Source organism: Methylobacterium sp. P3_A11, assembly GCF_056403155.1.
Genome location: NZ_JBFUGA010000068.1, coordinates 1 through 19,516, shown reverse-complemented (window position 1 = coordinate 19,516; position 19,516 = coordinate 1). Strand labels below are relative to the sequence as shown.

At 68.1% G+C, this 19,516-nt stretch carries 21 protein-coding genes; 10 read left to right on the top strand and 11 right to left on the bottom strand.

Going from position 1 to position 19,516, the window contains the following annotated elements:
- Positions 1 to 149: 149 nt before the first annotated feature.
- The 4 genes from AC1DXK_RS20190 to aat all read left to right on the top strand — a co-directional run bounded on the left by AC1DXK_RS20190 (position 150) and on the right by aat (position 3,781).
- Complete coding sequence (locus AC1DXK_RS20190) at positions 150 to 932, top strand: DsbA family protein (RefSeq protein ID WP_457103854.1); 783 nt, start codon at positions 150 to 152, stop codon at positions 930 to 932.
- A gap of 156 nt (positions 933 to 1,088) precedes the next feature.
- Complete coding sequence (gene accB, locus AC1DXK_RS20185) at positions 1,089 to 1,559, top strand: acetyl-CoA carboxylase biotin carboxyl carrier protein (RefSeq protein ID WP_457103853.1); 471 nt, start codon at positions 1,089 to 1,091, stop codon at positions 1,557 to 1,559.
- A 105-nt stretch (positions 1,560 to 1,664) separates the two neighbouring features.
- Positions 1,665 to 3,017, top strand: coding sequence for an acetyl-CoA carboxylase biotin carboxylase subunit (accC, locus tag AC1DXK_RS20180; protein WP_457103852.1), 1,353 nt, complete (start codon positions 1,665 to 1,667; stop codon positions 3,015 to 3,017).
- A gap of 80 nt (positions 3,018 to 3,097) precedes the next feature.
- A complete protein-coding gene (aat, locus tag AC1DXK_RS20175) occupies positions 3,098 to 3,781 on the top strand; it encodes a leucyl/phenylalanyl-tRNA--protein transferase (protein ID WP_457103851.1) in 684 nt (227 codons plus the stop codon).
- Positions 3,782 to 3,817: 36 nt separating this feature from the next.
- Here aat and AC1DXK_RS20170 read toward each other — a convergent pair whose 3' ends face one another.
- Together AC1DXK_RS20170 and AC1DXK_RS20165 are read right to left on the bottom strand one after the other, a co-directional pair.
- Positions 3,818 to 4,168: a hypothetical protein gene (locus AC1DXK_RS20170; RefSeq protein WP_457104061.1), complete on the bottom strand. Its 351-nt coding sequence runs from the start codon at positions 4,166 to 4,168 to the stop codon at positions 3,818 to 3,820.
- 83 nt (positions 4,169 to 4,251) lie between these two features.
- Positions 4,252 to 4,458 carry a DUF2842 domain-containing protein gene (locus AC1DXK_RS20165; RefSeq protein WP_457103850.1) on the bottom strand — a complete coding sequence of 69 codons (207 nt, stop codon included), beginning with the start codon at positions 4,456 to 4,458 and terminating at the stop codon, positions 4,252 to 4,254.
- Between the two features lie 175 nt (positions 4,459 to 4,633).
- Between AC1DXK_RS20165 and AC1DXK_RS20160 the strand changes: the two genes are divergently transcribed.
- The 4 genes from AC1DXK_RS20160 (at position 4,634) to AC1DXK_RS20145 (ending at position 9,575) form a co-directional block, all read left to right on the top strand.
- The gene (locus AC1DXK_RS20160) at positions 4,634 to 5,737 is read left to right on the top strand and encodes a COX15/CtaA family protein (RefSeq protein ID WP_457103849.1); all 1,104 of its coding nucleotides are present in this window, start codon (positions 4,634 to 4,636) and stop codon (positions 5,735 to 5,737) included.
- 151 nt (positions 5,738 to 5,888) lie between these two features.
- Complete coding sequence (gene trhA / locus AC1DXK_RS20155) at positions 5,889 to 6,572, top strand: PAQR family membrane homeostasis protein TrhA (RefSeq protein WP_457103848.1); 684 nt, start codon at positions 5,889 to 5,891, stop codon at positions 6,570 to 6,572.
- Between the two features lie 140 nt (positions 6,573 to 6,712).
- A complete protein-coding gene (locus AC1DXK_RS20150; RefSeq protein WP_457103847.1) occupies positions 6,713 to 7,912 on the top strand; it encodes a glycosyltransferase family 4 protein in 1,200 nt (399 codons plus the stop codon).
- Positions 7,913 to 8,057: 145 nt separating this feature from the next.
- Positions 8,058 to 9,575, top strand: coding sequence for an undecaprenyl-phosphate glucose phosphotransferase (locus AC1DXK_RS20145; protein ID WP_457103846.1), 1,518 nt, complete (start codon positions 8,058 to 8,060; stop codon positions 9,573 to 9,575).
- 42 nt (positions 9,576 to 9,617) lie between these two features.
- Here AC1DXK_RS20145 and AC1DXK_RS20140 read toward each other — a convergent pair whose 3' ends face one another.
- The 9 genes from AC1DXK_RS20140 to AC1DXK_RS20100 all read right to left on the bottom strand — a co-directional run bounded on the left by AC1DXK_RS20140 (position 9,618) and on the right by AC1DXK_RS20100 (position 18,375).
- Positions 9,618 to 9,971 carry a hypothetical protein gene (locus AC1DXK_RS20140; protein WP_457103845.1) on the bottom strand — a complete coding sequence of 118 codons (354 nt, stop codon included), beginning with the start codon at positions 9,969 to 9,971 and terminating at the stop codon, positions 9,618 to 9,620.
- Between the two features lie 181 nt (positions 9,972 to 10,152).
- Positions 10,153 to 12,723, bottom strand: a complete 2,571-nt coding sequence (locus AC1DXK_RS20135) for a TonB-dependent receptor (RefSeq protein WP_477298802.1) — start codon at positions 12,721 to 12,723, stop codon at positions 10,153 to 10,155.
- Positions 12,724 to 12,968: 245 nt separating this feature from the next.
- Positions 12,969 to 13,607 (bottom strand): hypothetical protein, encoded by a 639-nt coding sequence (locus AC1DXK_RS20130; protein WP_457103843.1) that lies wholly within the window; start codon positions 13,605 to 13,607, stop codon positions 12,969 to 12,971.
- Positions 13,608 to 13,620: 13 nt separating this feature from the next.
- Positions 13,621 to 14,514 (bottom strand): ABC transporter permease, encoded by an 894-nt coding sequence (locus AC1DXK_RS20125; RefSeq protein WP_457103842.1) that lies wholly within the window; start codon positions 14,512 to 14,514, stop codon positions 13,621 to 13,623.
- Complete coding sequence (locus AC1DXK_RS20120) at positions 14,511 to 15,260, bottom strand: ABC transporter ATP-binding protein (protein ID WP_457103841.1); 750 nt, start codon at positions 15,258 to 15,260, stop codon at positions 14,511 to 14,513. Before AC1DXK_RS20120 ends, AC1DXK_RS20125 begins: the two co-directional genes overlap by 4 nt.
- Positions 15,257 to 15,499, bottom strand: a complete 243-nt coding sequence (locus tag AC1DXK_RS20115) for a hypothetical protein (RefSeq protein WP_457103840.1) — start codon at positions 15,497 to 15,499, stop codon at positions 15,257 to 15,259. Before AC1DXK_RS20115 ends, AC1DXK_RS20120 begins: the two co-directional genes overlap by 4 nt.
- Complete coding sequence (locus AC1DXK_RS20110; protein WP_457103839.1) at positions 15,499 to 15,933, bottom strand: cupredoxin domain-containing protein; 435 nt, start codon at positions 15,931 to 15,933, stop codon at positions 15,499 to 15,501. Before AC1DXK_RS20110 ends, AC1DXK_RS20115 begins: the two co-directional genes overlap by 1 nt.
- A 68-nt stretch (positions 15,934 to 16,001) precedes the next feature.
- Complete coding sequence (locus tag AC1DXK_RS20105) at positions 16,002 to 16,985, bottom strand: YVTN family beta-propeller repeat protein (protein ID WP_457103838.1); 984 nt, start codon at positions 16,983 to 16,985, stop codon at positions 16,002 to 16,004.
- A gap of 121 nt (positions 16,986 to 17,106) precedes the next feature.
- A complete protein-coding gene (locus AC1DXK_RS20100; RefSeq protein WP_477298799.1) occupies positions 17,107 to 18,375 on the bottom strand; it encodes an ABC transporter substrate-binding protein in 1,269 nt (422 codons plus the stop codon).
- A 186-nt stretch (positions 18,376 to 18,561) separates the two neighbouring features.
- Between AC1DXK_RS20100 and AC1DXK_RS20095 the strand changes: the two genes are divergently transcribed.
- On the top strand, positions 18,562 to 19,089 hold the full coding sequence (locus AC1DXK_RS20095) for a DUF3280 domain-containing protein (protein ID WP_457103836.1): 528 nt from the start codon (positions 18,562 to 18,564) through the stop codon (positions 19,087 to 19,089).
- A gap of 27 nt (positions 19,090 to 19,116) precedes the next feature.
- Positions 19,117 to 19,516: (5-formylfuran-3-yl)methyl phosphate synthase (locus AC1DXK_RS20090; protein ID WP_477298797.1), on the top strand; the 400-nt coding region annotated here is incomplete at its 3' end.

Sequence of the window (19,516 nt, the reverse complement as noted above, 5' to 3'; positions counted from 1 at the left end):
ACCGGACGCCGGGGGCGCAGTCGCAGAACCGGCGCGCGAACCGATTTGCCTGCGGCGCCGAGGATTTGACCGGACGCCGCGAAAACGCCTAACCCAACTCCTAACGCTCGCGCCAAGCGCGGGCCGGCCTGCCGCGCAAGCGAGGATCCATGCCCTTCATCCGCCCCCTGCCCGCGCTGGTCCTGGCGCTCGGCCTCGTCGCAATCCCTGCGCTGGCGCAGAACGCCGCGCCGCCCGCAGCGCCGTTCACGGACGCCCAGCGTGCCGGCATCGAGGCGATCGTCAAGGACTACCTCGTCAAGCATCCCGAGGTGCTTCAGGAGGCGCTGGCCGAGGCCGAGAAGCAGCAGGCGGAGACGCAGCGACTCGCCCAGTCTGCCGCCCTCAAGGAGTCGCGGGAGGCGCTTCTCAACGGACCGCATGATGTCGTGGCCGGTAATCCCTCGGGCGACGTCACGATGGTCGAGTTCTTCGATTACAACTGCGGCTACTGCCGGAAGGCGCTCGGCGACGTCCAGGCGCTGATCAAGTCCGACCCGAAGCTGCGCGTGGTGATCAAGGATTTCCCGGTGCTGGGTCCGGAGTCGTTGGAGGCCAGCCAGGTCGCGGTCGCGGTGCGCCAGCAGCTCAAGGGCGACAAGCTGTTCGAATTCCACCAGAAGCTCCTTGAGACCAAGGGCCGTGTGAACGGCGCCCGGGCCATCCAGGTCGCCAAGGATCTCGGCGTCGACACCGCCAAGCTGCAGAAGGACATGGCCTCCCCCGAGGTGAAGGCCGCCCTGAGCGAGAACCGGGGTCTCGGCGACCGGCTCGGCCTGTCGGGCACCCCGGCCTTCATCATCGGCGACGAGGTGATCCCCGGCGCGGTCGGCGTCGAGCCAATGCGCAAGACCATCGCCGACGTGCGCCAGTGCGGCCACGCCTCCTGCTGAGCTGACGGATCGCGCCGTTGGACCTCGAAGGCGCCTGCGCAGCCTTGTCGCGCCGGGCCGCCTTCGTCTAAGAGCCGCCAGCCGCAGGGCCGCGGTCGAGGTCCAGGGCCAGAGCCGGATGGACGCACCGATGCGCCGCGAGACGAAGTAGGCCGGATGCCAAAGAACGACGCCATCGATCCCGAACTCGTCCGGGAACTCGCCAACCTCGTGACCGAGACCGGCCTGTCCGAGATCGAGGTCGAGAAGGGTGACCTGCGCATCCGCGTCGCGCGGCGGCTCGAACCCGTGAGCGTCCAGGTTGCGGCGCCCGCGCCGCTCGCCGTCGCGGCCCCGCCTCCCGCACCGGCGGCGCCCGCGGCCCTCGCCCCGGCGGAGCCGCCCCGCGTGCAGCCCGGGACCGTCCCTTCGCCGATGGTCGGGACCGCCTATCTCCGGCCGTCGCCCGATGCCAAGGCCTTCGTGGATGTCGGTTCGCGAGTCGAGGTCGGCGACAAGCTCCTCCTCATCGAGGCGATGAAGACCTTCAACGAGATCGTCGCGCCCCGCGCCGGCACGATCAGCGCCATCTTCGTCGAGGACGGTCAGCCGGTCGAGTTCGGCGAGGCTCTCCTCGTCATCACCTAGGACGTCCGCCGGGCCGCTCGCCGCTCCCTCCTGGACGACACCGCAACACAAGAGGATAGAGCATCCTGCGCGGTCCTGGATCGCCAGGACGCCCTAACGGGTCCGATGTTCGACAAGATCCTGATCGCGAACCGCGGCGAGATCGCCCTGCGCATCCTGCGGGCGGCGAAGGAACTCGGGATCGCCACGGTGGCGGTCCATTCCACCGCCGACGCGGATGCCATGCATGTGCGGCTCGCCGACGAGAGCGTCTGCATCGGGCCGCCGGCCGCCCGCGACAGCTACCTCAACATCCCGTCGATCATCGCGGCCTGCGAGATCACAGGGGCGGATGCGGTCCATCCCGGCTACGGCTTCCTGTCGGAGAATGCCCGCTTCGCCGAGGTGCTGGCGCATCACCAGATCGGGTTCATCGGCCCGAAGGCGCAACACATCCGCACCATGGGCGACAAGATCGAGGCGAAGCGCACGGCGCTGAAGCTCGGCATCCCCTGCGTGCCGGGCTCCGAGGGCGGGGTCGAGGATCCCCACGAGGCCAAGCGCATTGCCGCCGAGATCGGCTATCCGGTCCTGGTCAAGGCCGCGGCGGGCGGCGGCGGTCGCGGTATGAAGGTCGCGCGGAGCGAGGCCGAGCTGGAGCAGGCGATCGGCATGGCCCGCTCCGAGGCCAAGGCCGCCTTCGGCGACGACGCGGTCTATCTGGAGAAATATCTGGAGAAGCCGCGCCACATCGAGGTGCAGGTGCTGGGCGACGGGCGCGGCGGCGCTGTGCACCTCGCCGAGCGCGACTGCTCGCTCCAGCGCCGCCACCAGAAGGTCTGGGAGGAAGGCGGCTCGCCGGCGCTCAACGAATCGATGCGCGCCGAGATCGGCGGCATCTGCGCCAACGCCATGAAGGAACTGGGCTATCTCGGTGCAGGCACCGTCGAGTTCCTCTACGAGGACGGGCGCTTCTACTTCATCGAGATGAACACCCGCATCCAGGTCGAGCATCCGGTGACCGAGATGATCACCGGGATCGACCTCGTCATCGAGCAGATCCAGGTCGCCTCGGGTGGCCCGCTCTCGGTGAGCCAGGCGGACATCAAGGTCGAGGGCCACGCCATCGAGTGCCGGATCAACGCCGAGCATCCGGAGACATTCCGGCCGTCGCCCGGTGAGATCACCCATTACCACACGCCCGGCGGCCTTGGCGTCCGGGTCGATTCGGCAGCTTTCCAGGGCTACCGGATTCCGCCGCACTACGATTCGCTGATCGGAAAACTGATCGTGCACGGCCGCACCCGCAACGAGTGCCTCATGCGCCTAAGGCGCGCCTTGGACGAATTCGTCATCGACGGCATCGATACGACGCTGCCGCTGTTCCGCACGCTGGTCCGCAACCCGGACGTGCAGAACGGTCTTTACGACATCCACTGGCTAGAGCATTTCCTGGAAGACGGCGGCATGAAGCCCTGACCGGGACCGGGCAAGCCCGCGGCGAGCGGCGGCAGGGGCGGGATCTGGTCTTCGCGCCGGCCGCGCGCGACACTCACGGCATGGACGATTCCGCCCGCGTGGATATCACCCCCGAGATCCTGCTGAAGGCCTACGCGGCGGGGATCTTCCCGATGGCGGAGGACGCCCACGACCCGACTCTCTACTGGGTAGAGCCCAAGGCGCGTGGCGTCCTGCCGCTCGATTCCTTCCGCGTGCCCCGGCGCCTCGCTCGGACGGTGCGGTCCGATCAGTTCACGGTCCGCTGCGATACGGATTTCGACGGCGTGATCAACGGTTGCGCCGCACCGCGCCGGGACAGCGAGCGCACCTGGATCAACGGGCGCATTCGCGAACTCTACGGTGCTCTGTTCGACCTCGGCCATGTCCATACCGTGGAGGTCTTCGCAGGTCCCGACGGTCGGCTCGTCGGTGGGCTGTACGGCGTTTCCCTGGGGGCGGTTTTTTTCGGCGAGAGCATGTTCCACGAGGTGCGGGACGCCTCGAAGGTCGCCCTCGTTCACCTGATGGGTCGTCTGCGCGCGGGGCGGTATCGCCTCGCCGATACGCAGTTCGTGACCGAGCACTTGGCGCAGTTCGGTGCCGAGGAGTTGCCGCGGCACGTTTACAAGCGGCGGCTCGCCGAGGCCCTCGATCAGGCCGCCGACTGGAACGTCTGGCCCGGCGACGGGTCGGTGCCGGGCGCGCTGGTCCTTGAGGCTCTGGGACTCGAAGAGCCCGCTTAGGGCTCCGACGCAGTCCCTTCGTCGAGGCCGGTCCGCTCAGCGCCGCCGGCGGTGGCGGTATCCGGTGGAGAAGGACGCGTATTGCCGGCCGCGCGCCGACCGGTAGCGACGGCGGCGGCTGCCGGTGGCCTCGGCCGTTTCCTCCACCTGCGGGATCGGCTCGGCCATGGCGGCGGCCGGGGTGGCCGCAGCACTCACGGAGGTGTCGGCCGACGCGTAGCCGCCCGCCACGTTCTTGGCCGCGGGGCCGAACATCGCGAGGCACTGATTGTAGGCGAGATCGTTCTTCAGGCGCTCGCATTCGCCGATGGAGCGTGGCGTGCCCTGCGCCAGGGCCGGCAGGGGCGCGAGCAGCACGACGAGGGCAGCCAGAGGCTTGAGGCGCATGGACGGGGGGTGCACGGAGCGGGATCTCGAACGGGGACCGGCAGGCTTGTGACCCCCGAGTGCGGCAAAATCGAGGGTCGGCCTCAGCGATCCGGCCGCTCCATCCATCGGATCAGCGGCATCAGCGGGAAGATCCAGGCGATCCCGAGGATCGAGTAGATCACCGCCTGCACCGCCGCCGGGGTCTCGGCGATCCGGCTATCGGCCAGGGCCATCGCCAGGGGGCCGTACAGGCAGACGAAGGCCAGGATTGCAAGGGTGCCGATCAGGGTTCGGGTGCGGCGGCGCATAGCGGTTTCCCTGGCCAAGCGGCTGGCGCCGCGGGCGCCGACTACCGTCCCGGGATCCCGTTTGCAACGCGCCCGCTGACGCGGGCTGCGGCGCCGGCGCCGTTGATGGGCCGGCGCACATCCCCTAACCCAGGCACGGCGCCGGCGCTTGCCGGCATCCGCGGAAGGGACGGGCATGGACAGGGGCGTCGCGGGAGACCGGCGGTCGGGGGCAGTGCGGACTTGGCTCTACGTGGTCGCGGCTCTGGTGGTCGCCATGGTGGCGGTCGGCGGCGCGACCCGGCTGACCGGGTCGGGCCTGTCGATCACCGAGTGGCGCCCCGTCACGGGAGCGATCCCGCCGCTCTCCGAAGCCGACTGGGCAGCCGAGTTCGCCAAGTACAAGGACACGCCGCAATACAGCATTCTCAATCAGGGGATGGGCCTGTCCGCCTTCAAGGTGCTGTACGGATGGGAATGGGGGCATCGCTTGCTCGGCCGGCTGATCGGCCTCGTGTTCTTCCTGCCGCTGATCGTGTTCTGGTGGCAGGGCCGGATCAGCCGCCGGCTCGGTTTCGGTCTGCTCGGCCTCGGCGTGCTCGGCGGCCTCCAGGGCGCCATCGGCTGGATCATGGTTGCTTCGGGTCTCCAACCTGGCATGACTGCGGTGGCGCCGCTCAAGCTCGCCCTACACCTCACCACCGCGAGCCTGATCCTGGCCGGCCTCGTCTGGCTGGCCGCGGGCGAGCGACGCGGAGAGCCGGCGCCCGTCACGCCGCGCCTGCGCGCGACCGCCATGGTCCTTCCGATCCTGGTGCTGGTCCAGATCTTCCTCGGCGGCCTCGTCGCCGGCTCCCATGCCGGCCTCGTCTACAACACGTGGCCGACCATGGACGGCACTTTCGTCCCGCCACTCGACAGCCTGTTCGCCATCCAGCCCTGGATCGAGAACTTCGTCGACAATCACGCCCTGGTTCAGTTCGACCACCGGGTCACGGCTTATCTCGTGATCGGCGTGGCGATCCTGCACGCCGTCGACGCGCGCCTGACCGGACCGTCGAGCGCGGCCGGACGGGCCGCCGGTATCCTGACACTGGCCTTCGCCCAGGTGGCACTCGGCATCGCGACGCTGCTCCTCGCCGTTCCCCTCTGGGCGGCGTTGGCACATCAGGTGCTTGCGATGGGCGTGCTGACGATGGCGACGGTGCACGCCCGGCTGAGCCGTGGATCACGGCTCATGCAGCCGGTCGCGACGGGAGTACCTGTCGGATTCGAAGGGCTGGCGGGCGGTTCGATATAGCCAATCGTGCAGTGCGGCTGTTTCGCTGCACCGCACGAGATCTTCACCGCGTCGACAGGAACTTTGGGATAACTCCCCCTCCGCAATTTGCACAGGGAACGACAAAGACTTCTCAAGCTTTAAGCTGCACGCACTTGCAGGAGGCTTCAAGATGTCTCTCGCGGAAGATGGTAGGCCGCTCTCCCTGACTTGGCACTATACGCCACGGGAGATCATGGCGGACGGCGTGGTCCATGGCCTCGGCGTGGTGTTCGGCCTCGCCGGTGCGGTTGCCCTGGTGGCGACCGCCGTGACGGCGCATCTCGGTTTCGGCGAGCGGGCTGCGGTCGTCGTGTACGCCACGGCCCTGGTCCTGATGCTCGGGGTGTCCGCGCTCTACAACCTCTATCCGGTCAGTCCGCGCAAGTGGCTGCTCCGCCGCGCCGATCATGCGCTGATCTACCTGATGATCGCCGGCACCTACACGCCTCTGGTGGCCCTCGTCGGCTCGGGACCAAAGGCCTACGCCCTCCTGGCGATGATCTGGTTGGTGGCGCTGGTCGGAATCGCCGTGAAGCTGTTCCTTCCGGGTCGGTTCGATCGCCTTTCCATTGGCCTGTATCTGATGCTCGGCTGGAGCGGACTGTTCGCCTACGAATCGGTCATCGCCGCGCTCCAACCGACCGCGCTGTGGCTGCTGGCGATCGGAGGTGCGCTCTATTCCGTCGGCGTAGTGTTCCATATCTGGCGGACCTTGCCGTTCCAGAACGCGATCTGGCACGGCTTCGTCCTGGCGGCGACGGCCTGTCACTATGGGACCATCTGGGCGAGCCTGAACGGTTCGCCCATGACGTAGCTTCGCCTCGATTGACATGGGTAGCGTAAAACTCCGCTTACCGTGCCGATAGAAAGATCTAACGCTGCTGCCGGGCCTTAAGTCTCCCGCGACCATGGATGCACCACAACCCGAGGACTGATAGTCCCGGGAGCTGAACCATGGTCCCCAAGACAAACGATCCTGGAAGCGCTCCTCGTTACCGAATCCTCCACGTCTTCCGGGCGCCCGTGGGCGGTTTGTTCCGGCACGTGATGGACCTCGCCCGGCTCCAGGCGTCGGCCGGCCACTGCGTCGGGATCGTCTGCGATTCCAGCACCGGAGGCGAACGCGCCGCGCGCGCGCTGGCGGACCTCGCACCGGACCTCGCCCTCGGACTCGTTCGGATCCCGATGCAGCGCAATCCGCACGTGTCGGACTGGTCCTGTCTTCGGGCCGTCGGAGGCCGTGCGGCGGAGGTCGGGGCGACGGTCATTCACGGGCATGGCGCGAAAGGCGGCGTCTACGCCCGGCTCGCCGCGGCCGGGCCGGCAATCCGGGCCTACACGCCGCACGGCGGCAGCTACAATTACCGCCCCGGAAGCCCGCTCCACCGCCTCTACATGGGGGCCGAGGCGGTTCTCGCCCGCCGCACCGATGCGTTCCTGTTCGAGAGCGAGTACGTCGCCGGCCGCCACCGGAGCTTCGTGGGCGGCCCGGAGCGCGTGACGCGGATCGTGCACAACGGCATCGCGGAGGCCGAGTTCGCGCCCCTCGAACGTGCGACGGAGCCCTTCGATCTCCTCTACGTCGGCGAACTCCGCGAGGCCAAGGGCCTCCCCTTCCTGCTCGAGGCTCTCGTCCGGCTGCGCGCCGAGGGGCGCCCCCTGCGTCTGCTGATGGTCGGATCCGGTCCGGATGCCGCGATCTTGCGCGAGACGGTCATGCGCCTCGGCCTTGCCGACGCGGTGGCGTTCGAGCCGCCGCAAGCGATCCGTTGCGTCCTCGCCCGCGGCCGGATTCTGGTGGTCCCGTCCTTGGCGGAATCCTTGCCCTACGTGGTGCTGGAAGCCGCCGCGGCGGCGCAGCCCCTGGTCGCGACCCGGGTCGGCGGCATCCCGGAGATCTTCGGTGCGGCCGCGGACGACCTCGTTCAGGCCGGTGATCCGGCAGCCCTTGCCGCGGGAATCCGGCGCGTCCTCGACACCGCACCCGAAATGCTGACCGCCCGGACGCACAACCTCAGCGCCTCGATCCGGCAACGCTTCTCCTTGGAGCGCATGGGCAGCGAGGTCATCTCCGGCTACGGCGCGGCTTTCGAGGGCCGCGCGCAGCAGCGGCAGCCCGTACCGCGACAGATCACCGGCCCCCGGACCGCCTGATCGGGGATGACGGGTCCGTGATCGACGTGGCCCTGTGCGCCGTAGTGGAAAAGGCGCGCACGGCTTCGTCCTTAAGTATTCGAACAGCGCCCCGTGCCAAGGTCCGGTGGGGATAGCTGCGACAAGGCTCGGAGGGAGCCGATCGATGAGCGCGTTCGATATTCGCGACCTTCTCGACGCGACCGCCCCCATGGAGGGGCCGTCACCCTCGGCCGGCAGCCGCGTGCCCCTTGCCGAGACCGCCGTCGTGGGGCCGACAGCGATTTCGCCGGTGGTGGTGGCGGGGCTGGTCCGCGCGCTGGAATGCGTCCTGATCTTCGCCCTCGGCGCAATCCTGCACGTCTTGATGCTGCGCGGCCGCGTGCCGTTCGGCCTCACCTACGCGGGTGCGATCGGCTTGATCGCGGTGATCAGCGTCACCCTGGTCCAGGCGTCGGGCGCGTACCGCATCGCCGCCTTCCGGAGCTTCTTCAAGACCGCGCTCCGGCTGATCGCAGCTTGGTCGATGACCTTTCTGATGGTCGCCGCCGGCCTCGTACTGGCCAAGGTGGCCGACCACTATTCGCGCCTCTGGCTCGCGGCCTTCTACGGCACCGGTCTCGCGGCGCTGCTCATCGGACGCTGCGTCCTGTTCCGGATCATCGACGCGCAGACCCGGGCCGGACGCTTCGACCGGCGCACCGCGATCGTGGGTGGCGGTCAACCTGCTGAGGACCTGATCGCCGCGCTGGAAACGCAGAGCGAGAGCGGCATCCGCATCGTCGGCGTGTTCGACGACCGCAACGCCGACCGCTCGTCGGACGTGGTGGCGGGGCATCCCAAGCTCGGCAACGTCGACGACCTCGTGGCCTACGCGCGGCATGCCCGCCTCGACCTGATCGTCTTCACGATCCCGATCACCGCGGAAGCGCGCATCCTCCAGATGCTCGCCAAGCTCTGGGTCCTGCCGATCGACATTCGACTCTCCGCCCACGCCGCCAAGCTGCGCCTGCGTCCGCGAAGCTATTCCTATCTCGGTTCGGTGCCGGTTCTCGACGTCTTCGACCGGCCGATCGCCGATTGGGACGTGGTGGTGAAGGCGCTGTTCGACCGCTGCGTCGGGCTGATGATGCTGCTGGCACTCTCGCCGATCATGCTGGTGATCGCCCTCGCGGTGGGCCTGACCTCCCGTGGACCCGTGCTGTTCCGCCAGAAGCGCCACGGCTTCAACAACGAGCTGATCGAGGTCTACAAGTTCCGGTCGATGTACGTGGACCAGTGCGACGCCGGCGCGGCCAAGATGGTCACCCGGGGCGATCCGCGGGTGACCCCGGTGGGCCGCTTCATCCGGAAGACGTCGCTGGACGAGTTGCCGCAGCTGTTCAACGTGCTGAAGGGCGATTTGTCGCTGGTGGGGCCGCGTCCGCACGCCCTCCAGGCCAAGGCGGCCAACACCCTGTATGACCAAGTGGTCGACGGTTATTTCGCCCGCCACAAGGTGAAGCCCGGAATCACCGGATGGGCGCAGGTGAACGGCTGGCGCGGCGAGACGGACACGTCGGAGAAATTGCAGAGGCGCGTCGAGCACGACCTCTACTACATTGAGAACTGGTCAGTTCTGCTCGATCTCCAGATCCTGCTGACTACACCGTTCGCGCTGCTCAAGACCGAGAACGCCTACTGATCGGATCGAGCCAGCGCCGTTGCGGCGCCGGCTCGAACGCGGCTACGGCAGAGCGCCGGCCTTTTCCTTGGCCTTCATGATCGTGTCGCGGCATCCCTGGGCATCGCCAGCCTTGTCCTGCTGAGCGGCCTTGGCGACGAGCGTCTTGGCTTCCTCGACCCCCGCGGCAGTCGGCTTCACCGCCGCATCCGACTTGGTGAGGGCGGGCGGCTTGTCGAGCGCCTTCGGGGAGTTCGACGAGGTCGTGCCGCCTGGCGATGTCGAGCCGGTCACCGCGGCGGCACCGGCGCTGTCGAGCCGCCGCTGCAGGGTGGCGACCTCGTCGGCGCACGGGGTCGCCAGGGCCGGCGTGGCGGCCGCGAGGGCCAGGGCTGCGACGGCGAATCGGATCATCATCAGGATTTGTCTCCACGAAGTCGGAAGCGTGTCGGCATGGGCGGTGCGCTGAAGCGGGACCCACAATGCCGGATCGGCTACCGGGGAGACTCCGGTCTCACCCGCCCGTTCCCGAGACAGGAGGCCGCATGGGTCAACCGGAAACGCCGCGGRCGWCGYCCGCGCGCCGATACCCTTGAGATCAATACTTCCGGATGATCGGCTCGGGCGACATCGGCACGGGATCGGCCCCGAAGGCGTAGCGGATGCCGGCGTAGACCGAGAACGGCTGAGCCAGCGTCGTGGTCCGCGGATCGCTGATCCGCAGGTTGCCGGCCACCGCGCCGGGTTCGGCGAAGGTGCCGAAGGTGGCGTAGCGGTTGTTGGTCAGGTTGGTGATGAGGCCGAAGACCTCGAGGTTCTTCGTCACCTGATACTTCGTCTGGAAGTTCAGGACATAGTAAGGTGGCAGCTTGCGGTTCAGGTTGGACTCGTCGCCGCGGAAATACGACGACGAGAAAGCCTGGAGGTAGAGACCGAACTGCCAGTCGGGCGTCACGAAGTAGTCGAACCCGGCCTTGATCTGGTGGGTCGGCACCAGCGGCACGACGTTGCCCTTGCGGACCTGGATCGCGCCATCGTCGGCGAGGGGATTGTTGGGCGACGACAGGGTGCCGTTGAACTGGAAGGTGGCGTCGACCAGCGCGTAGTTGGCGTAGACCCGCAGGTAATCGGCCGTGTACTCGCCGCCGACCTCGATGCCCTGCCGCTGTGTCGACGGCACGTTGACGAAGTAGGCGCGGGCGGTGTTGCCGGGGGTGGCCAGCGACAGGATGTCGTTGGTCAGATCCGTGCGGAAGGCGCCGATCTTGTAGGTGATGATGCCGCCGTCATAGGTGTTCGGCAGCTGGCCGCGCAAACCGACCTCGTAGGTCCGACCGGACACCTGCTTCAGCGGCGGATCCGCAACCAGCGAGTTCGGCAGCAGGCACGGCCGGTCCGGATTGGCGCAGGCCAGTTCCAGCGGCGTCGGCGCGCGGTTCGATTCCGAGTAGCTGCCGTAGAGGTTCAGCGCGTCGAAGAACCGGTAGGTCAGGCCCGCCACCGGGTTGATCTTGTTGTAGTAATGCGTCCCGGTCACGTCCGGCGAGAAGCCGGTGAGGTCCTCGCTCTGGATGCGGGCGAAGTTGAGCCGGGCACCGGCGGTCAGCGACAAGCGATCGGTGACGTCCAGGGTGTCGAGAGTGTAGAGGCCCATGTAGACATTGGAGCCGTTGACCGAACTCGGCGCGATCCCGAGCGCGCCGGCAGTCCTGAGCATCGGCGTACCGAGGCCCGGGATCGTGCCGTAATACGGGTTGCTCGGATCGGTGGTGATCGACAGGTTCGGGTTGATCACGCCCAGGGTGCTGGACGACTTGAACGAGTAATTGGCCGCATCGATGCTGCCGCCGACCACGAAGGCGTTGGGCAGACCGAACACGCGGTCGCGGTTCGACGCCTGAAGTGAACCGCCGAAGCCGGTCGCCTGGGTCTGGGTCGTGTCGAGGGTGCCGTAGGGAATGTTGGCGCGGAACGGGACGCGTTGGTTCTGCTGGCCCAGGATCAGGAACTGGTTGCGGAAGGCATTCTGCGACTGGCCCGCCGCGGGGCTGAAGCCGTCATCCTCGTAGCAGAGGAAGCCGCGGTAGCTCGAACGGGAGCTGCAATTCTCGAAATTGCCGTCGTTGCCGTCGACGTAGGTCTGGCTGAAGCGGCGGAAATAGGCGTTGCCGGCAAGATCCCAGGTCGGCGAGAGGTCGACCCGGCCGGTGAGCTGGAGCGTGCCGACTTCGGTCGTGGTGGTCTGCGGATAGGTGAAGATCGACCGGGGGTCGCGGTGGGTGAAATCCACCGGGGTCGCCGCGGCGGCGCCGAAGAAGCTGCGCGCGGCCAGCCCGATCAGGTGGAACTCCGAATCCTGCGAGCGGTAGCCGATATCGCCATAGAGCCGCCCGATCGTGCTCGGGCTCTCGTAACGCCAGCCGCGGTCGTTCAAGCCGTCGCCGGTAAAGTAGACGCTCCACGGTCCGGAGACCTTGCCGTACTGGAGGTAGCCGGCCGTGCGCGCGTCCGAGCCGCCCCAGGCCGAGATCTCGGTGCCCTGCCAGGTGAAGCCGTTCTTCATCTGGATGTTGACCGCGCCGCCCAGCGCGTTGAGGCCGAAGACCGGGTTGCCGGTGACCACGTCGATGCGCTGGATCGCCTGCGGCGGGATCAGGTCAAAGTTGACCACATCGCCGAACGCCTCGTTGATGCGCACGCCATTCTGGTAGACCGCCAGTCCCTGCGGCACACCCTGGACCGGGGAGGCCGTGAAGCCGCGATAGGTGACGTCGACGCGGTTGTTGTTGCCCTGGGAGTCGGAGACGTTGAAGCCGGGCGTGCGCCGGGCCAGCGTCGTCACTAGGTTGTTGCTGGCCTGATCGATCGTGAGATCGCTCGCCGTGACCGACTCCACCGTGCTGGGGATCTTGTTGAGGGGCTGCTCGCTGCCGCGCAGGCGTGTGCCGGCGCTCGGCCCGACCGAGCCGGCCGGCGGCACGGGACCGGGACCGTTGAAGGCCTGTGCCGAGCTCGAGTTACCGCCGCCCGATCCCACCGGCGTGGTCGAAACCACGCTGATCTCGCCCAGCGTCACCGATTGTTGAGCCTGCACCGCGCCGGGAACCATCGAACCCGCGAGAACCGATGCAGACGCAACCAGGCTGCTCCGAAGCGCCCGTAGTGACATCCCAACCCCCAAACCGTTCGATCCATGCCCGTTACAGTCGAGCTTGGGTCACTCTTGGCGGGGGCCGAGACGGCGCACAATCCGTTCAAGAAGCCGTGAGGCGCGTTTCCGCGCTATTTCCGACCGGAATCCGGAGATGCCGACGGCGAGTGCTGAAACGGCAACAGTTTCGATAGCAATTTCAGAGACTTAAGGATATTTCGGCAAGACGCGCGGGACGATTCGGCAAGCCCCACGCGGTCCTGTCAGAGGTGAGCCTGGATGAGACGGGCGATCTCGCCGAGGCGTTGCTCCAGGAGCTGCGGGACCTCGCAGACATAGGTCAGCGACTGGCTCCGCTCCTGGAAGATCCGGCGATCCCAGGCGAACTTCGTCTCCAGCTCGGACTGGTCCTTCGGCAGTTCTGTCGCATCGGAGGCGCTCGGCGCGTCCTTGACCTGGCTGATCGTGTCCGCCTCGTCCCGGATGCGCTCGGCCATCCGGCGCTGCCCCTGCGCATAGCGGGCGATTCCACCGACCACCTTGTTGCGCTCGCCGTTCAGCACTTCGAACACGCCGGCGTAGACGCGGGTCAGGGCCTTGTCCTTCGCGTCCTTGTCGGAGCCGAACTTCTCGGCGAACGTGTCGAGGAGCGGGCCGACCTGGGAGAGATCCGTCCGACGGGACGCGATCTTTTGCGCCAGGACCGCGGCATCGTTGTCGCTGCCCCAATCGCCGGCCGCCTCGATGTCCGGCCCGGTCCAGAACTGGCCGGGGCTGAGCGTCGCCACCTTGCGCTGGACGCAGGGCCAGCTCGGATCCGTCTTCGGCTGGGCCAGGGCGGGACCGGCGAGGATGGCGAGCCCGATTGTCGAGCCGAGGATGCGGGTCAGGAGGAAATTCATCGCGCGGGCTCCATCAGGTGTTGTCGCCGGCCGGGCCGCCGCGCCGGGCCATGATGCCCCGGCCCGGATCATAGGCGACCACCGCCATGCCGAAGAAGGCGAGCCCCACGCCCACCACAACGGCGCAGGCGACCGGCTCGAACTGGACGTAGAGGGCGAAGCGGACCAGCTGGACCGCGTGGCTGAACGGGTTCAGCTCGCAGATCCAGTACAGGGTTTCCGAGGATTCCCGGATCCGCCACAGGGGGTAGAGGGCCGACGAGGCGAAGAACATCGGGAAGATGACGAAGTTCATCACGCTTGCGAAGTTCTCGAGCTGGCGCACCAGCGACGACAGGAACAGCCCGATCGCTCCGAGCATCAGCCCGGTGGCCAGGAAGGCCGGAAGGGCCGTGAGGTAGCCGAGCGCCGGGATGTCGCTCTCCCAGAAATACGCTACGGCCAGGAACGCGTAGGCCTGTACGATCGACACGGCGACGCCCGCGATCAGCTTGGCGAGCAGCAGCAGCCAGCGCGGATAGGGCGAGGTGAGCAGCACCTTCATCGAGCCGACCTCGCGGTCGTAGACCATCGACAGGGACGACTGCATGCCGTTGAACAGCTGGATCATCACGGCGAGGCCCGGCACCACGTAGACCTCGTAGAGCACGTAGGTCTGGTAGGGCGGCTCGATCGAGACGCCGAGGGTGTTGCGGAATCCCGCCGCGAAGATGAACAGCCAGACCAGCGGCCGGACCAGGGCCGAAAAAAACCGCTCCTTCTGATTGAAGAAACGCAGCAACTCCCGCCGGACGATGCCGCCGAGGCAGATCAGGTAGCCGACCGTGTCGAGGCGGCCGATCCGGTCGGCCTGGCTGCGCGGGGGGACGGCGCCGATCCGCGTGGCGAGGGGTGTCGGATCCGTCATGCCGCCGCCCTCCCCGGCTCGGCGACCAAGCGGCGGAACGCGTCGGCCAGGGCCTCGCCGGGCAAGCCGATCCCGCCAGCACGACCCCGGGCGACGATCCGGCCCCGGTGCAGGACCACCGCCTCGTCGTCGTCCGCGATCTCCTCGAAGATGTGGGTTGCCCAGAGCACCGACAGACCCTCCTCGCGCACCAGGGCGCGCACGATCGCCACGATATCGGCCCGGGATTCGAGGTCGAGGCCGACGGTGGGCTCGTCGAGGAGCAGCAGGTCCGGGCGGTGGATCAGCGAGCGGGCGATCTCGATGCGGCGCGACTGGCCGCCCGAGAGCGTCCGCACCTTGTCGTGGCGTCGGTCGGCCAGGCCGACGCGGTCGAGCATGACGCCGACCCGTTCCTTGGCGGCGGCACGGGCGATGCCGTGGAGGCTCGCGTGGTACAGAAGGTTCTGCTCGACGGTGAGGTCGGTGTCGAGCGTCCGGGCCTGGAACACGACGCCGAGCCGCGCCAGCGCCCGGGACGGCTCACGGTCGAGGGCGTGGCCGAAGATCGAGACCCGGCCGGTCTGGTTGGTGTAGAGCCGCGTGATCACCGAAAACAACGTCGTCTTGCCGGCGCCGTTCGGCCCGAGAAGGGCAGCGAAACGCCCGCGTTCCACCGTGATCGAGACGTCGTCCAGGGCGGCGCGGGTTCCGAACCGGTGGCCGACATGCTCGACGAGGAGGGCGGCGGTCTCCCCCGCGCTCATCGTCCCAGAACCTTGCGGGCATCGGCCACGGCGTCGAGGCACTCGTCGAACTCGCCTTCCTTCTGCTCCCGCTCGGCCACGCGCAGGGCCTTCCTGAGCTTCGGCACGGACGCCTCGGGCGGGTTCAGCGCGAGCGCGTCGCGGATCATCGTGATGCCCTCGGCGCAGGCGGAGGCGTCGTCGGCCGCGATAGCCGGACCGGCGGCGAGGAGGCAGGCGGCGAGCAGGAGGATGCGCATCACTTCACCGTCAACGTGCCGGTCATGCCCTTGGCCTCCAGGCCGCGCGCCGCCCAGGGATAGGTGCCCGGCTTGATCGCCACGAACTCGATGGCGATCTCGCCGGGATCGTCGAATTCCAGGTGATCGGGCGGTCCGCCGCCGTGGATCTCCTTATGCTCGATCACGATCTGGTTGAACCAGATGTAACGGAAGAACTCGGGCGCATAGAATTTGTATTCCTGACGCCCCTTGGCGACGATCCGCAGCCGGTAGGCCTTGCCGGATTCCAGCGTGATGTCCTTGTTCTCGACGGCGAAATCGTTGCCCTGGTCGTCGCCGAGGACGAGGTCGGGCAGGTTCTCCCGTTTCTTGGTCAGGTCGAGGGCGCTGGCCGGAGCGGCCGCGAGCAGCCCTGCCAGACCGAGGGCCGCCGTTCGAAACATGCGCGTCATGTCGTGTTCCACCCTGGAGGGCCGCCTCGGGATGCGGCCGACTTCGCTTGTCGCCCGGCGGGCGCGGATCAGTTCGGCGAGAGCGCCACGCCCCAGGGTAGGAGCCCGACCGGGATGCTCTTCACCACCTTCTGGGCGGCTACGTCGATCACCGAGACATCGTTGGAAGTGCCGTTCGTGGTGAACAGCATCTTCTGGTCCGGCGTGAAGGCGAGCTGCCAGACGCGCTGGCCCACCGGAAGATACTTCTCGACCTCGTAGGTCTTGGCATCGATCACGGCGACGCGGTTGGCCGGCCCGAGGGCGACGAAGGCCTTGCTGCCGTCCTGGGTGATCCGGATGCCCACCGGCTGGATCGCCTCGTCGTTCACGCTCGGGATCTTGAAGGTGATCTTCTTGATCACCCGGCGCTGCGCCACGTCGATGACGCTCACCGTGCCGCCGACCTCCGCCGACACCCACAGGAACTTGCCGTCGGCGGAGAACTCCGCGAAGCGCGGCCGCGCATCCACGAGCACGTTGTCGATCACCTGGAAGGTCTTCGTATCGATGAAGTGGGCCATGTTGGTGGTTTCGGAGGTGTTGACCAAAACCTTCCCGTCCGGCGACAGCCCCATTCCTTCCGGCTCGACTCCGACCGGCACCTCGGCGAGCACCTTGTTCTTCTCGATGTCGATGATCGTGACCTGGCTGTCATCCTCGTTGGCGACGTAGAGGGGGTTGCCGGAGGCATCGAGGATGAACTGCTCCGGATCGGGGCCGGAGCGCAGGGACCGCACCACCTTGCCGGAACTCGTGTCGAGCACGTCGATCCGGTCGTCGTCGCTGGCGCAGACGAACAGCTCCTTGCCGTCCTTGGAGACGGTGACACCCCGCGGGCGACGCCCGACCTTCCAGGTCGCCGTGACCGCCATCGTGTTGGTGTCGATGACGCTGACCGAGTTGCCCTTCTCGTTGGTGACGTAGGCCGTGAAGGCGGAGGCCGGCCCGCCAAGGGCGAACCAGGCACCGAGGGCAATTACACTCAGACAAGCCTCGACGCGGCGGCGCATGCCAGTTCCTTCCCTTGTGACGTCCCGGCGTCCTCGGCGGACGTTCTCGTGGGACGTTTGTAGTGCGATTCCCGCGCGTTGCGAGGGTTTTGACGGCTCGCCATCGCCGCAGGCCGCGGGCTCACTTGAACTTGCAGGTGGTCTCCGGCAGGTCGACGCCCAGCGTGTCGAGGGGCGTGCGCTGATGCAGGAAGCCCTGCTCGGGCGCCACGGAGACCAGCGCCTTCGGCTGCACCACGATGATCGCTTGGCGCAGCTGGTGATCCCAGGGCCGGAAGCTCAAGGGTACGCCCTTGTAGGCCGGCAGGGTGAAGGCCGGATCGACGAGGAAGGGCGCGATCACCGCCGGATCGTTCGTCTTCTTCGCCGTGACGGCCTCGCCGACCGTCCGCACCGCCGCCCAAACCTGGTAATCCAGCGGGCGCATCAGCCGCGAAGCCAGCCGGCGGAAGCGGTTCTGGGCCTGCGCAGCCCCCCAGGTCTCCAGGACGGGCGACCAGGTCGTGGGCGTCAGCGCCTGCGTGCCGCCCACGGGCCTCGGGTCCACCGTGCGATAGGGGACGTAATCGCCCCAGTCGCCCTCCTCGTCGGCGACGACGGCCATGTCGTAATCGAGGCCTCGGGTGAAGACCATCGCCTCGGCCCGCGTGGGGGTGTCGCCGCGCGCCTTGGCCAGGGGGCCGAAGGTCCAGGGTTTCTCGGCGGTGATCTTCAGGGCGAACTTCCGCGCCGAGTTGCGGACCGCATCCGCGTAGGCCTTGTCGGCATCGGTCGGGCCGACGATCAGGAAGATCTTCCGCCAGCGCATCACCGTCAGGTACTGCGCCAGGGCGTCGGTCAGCATCGCGCGGGACGGCAGGATGTGGAAGACGTTGGCGCGGCAATCGGCCCCGCGCAGGCTGTCATCGGCGGCGCCCGCGTTAAGGACCACCGCGCCCGTATCCTTCACCGCGTCCGCCACCGCGATCACGGCGTCGGCGGGCAGCGCCAGCACGAGATAGCGGACGCCCTTGCCGACCAGGTCCTTCGCGGCGGCCACGGCGTCGGGCTTGTCGTCGGTCAGCGCCACATCGTCCAGCACGAAGGACTGCTTGGTGAAGCGGCCCGTGGTGTTGCTGTCGGCGACGCCCATCCTGGCCCCGGCCAGCCCCTCGTCTTCGGGCGCCGCTTCGGCGTCGTAGGAAGAGGGCGCGGGCTGCGGCCGGTAGATCAGGCCGATATGCGTCTCCAGCGCCTGCGGGGCTGCGGCGGCAGCCGTGTCCTGGGCCGGCGCGGCCGTGCCCTGGGGCTGCGCGGCCGCAGGGATTGGGGCCAGCGCGAGGACGGCCGCGCACAGCCAGGCCGGGCGCGCCGGGAACCGGAAAACCGTCTCGGGTGCAGGATCGTGCATGTGGGCGGCCTCTATCAGCATCCGCGCGGACCGCTCAACCGCGGCGTGTCGTCCCGACGTTCACGTTACCGTCGTGGGGGAGGCGGCAGCCGAAGTACATTGCCAAATTGTCCCTTCGCCCGACCTATGCCGACAACAAGGCCGCCGAATGGGGCGGCCGCATGCCTTGAGAGGAAGCTCCTGCCGATGCGCCATACGATCCTTCGCGCGACGGCCGCGTGCGGTCTCGTCACCCTGAGCGCCGCCTTGCCCAGCGCCGCCCGCGCCGCCGAGAAGGCGGCCGTGTTCCCGGTCGAACTGTTCGACCCCGGTGCGTCCTACGGAACCCGGATGCGGCCGGTCGATGCCCGGAAGCTCACGCTGGTCACCGACGAGCTCCGTAACGCCCTTCGCGACAAGGCGGGACTGGAGATCGTCGATACGGCGCCCAAGGCCGATGTCGTGGCCAAGGAGGGGCCGCTCTACAAGTGCAACGGCTGCGCGGCGGATATCGGCAAGAGCCTGGGTGCGGACCTCGTCGTGACCGGCTATGTGGAGAAGGGGTCCGGCCAGATCTTCAACCTGAGCGTCGCGATCGCCGAGGCCGATACCGGCAAGGTGGTGCGCGGCGGTCAGGTGACGATCCGGGCCGACACCGATGAGACCTGGGCACACGCCATGCGGTGGGTGGTGAAGAACCGCCTGCTCGCCGAGCCGCTGCCCGGGAAGTCCTGAGACGGTCCGTCCAAGTCCGAGTGTTTCGTGTCCACGTCTTCCGTCCAGCCAGCCCGACCGCCCCGCCTCCTCGTCAGCGTCCGTGATCCGGCCGAGGCCGAAGCTGCGCGGTTCGCGGGTGCCGACCTGATCGACGCCAAGGATCCCGAGCGCGGAGCCCTGGGCGCCCTCGAGGTAGGTGTCGTCCACGAGATCGTCGCGCGGGTATCCGGGGGTGCCGTGACGAGCGCCGTGGCCGATCCTGCGCCCGCCTCCGTCGCCGCCCTGGCGCGGACCGGCGTCGACTGGGTCAAGACCGGCGTCGATCAGGCCCGCCGGCGCGACGCGGCGGCCCTTTCCGCTCTCGCCGCGGCGGCGCCCGGACGGCTGATCGCGGTTCTCTTCGCGGAGGACGGCCCGGCCGCCGCCCTCGTGCCGGATCTAGCSG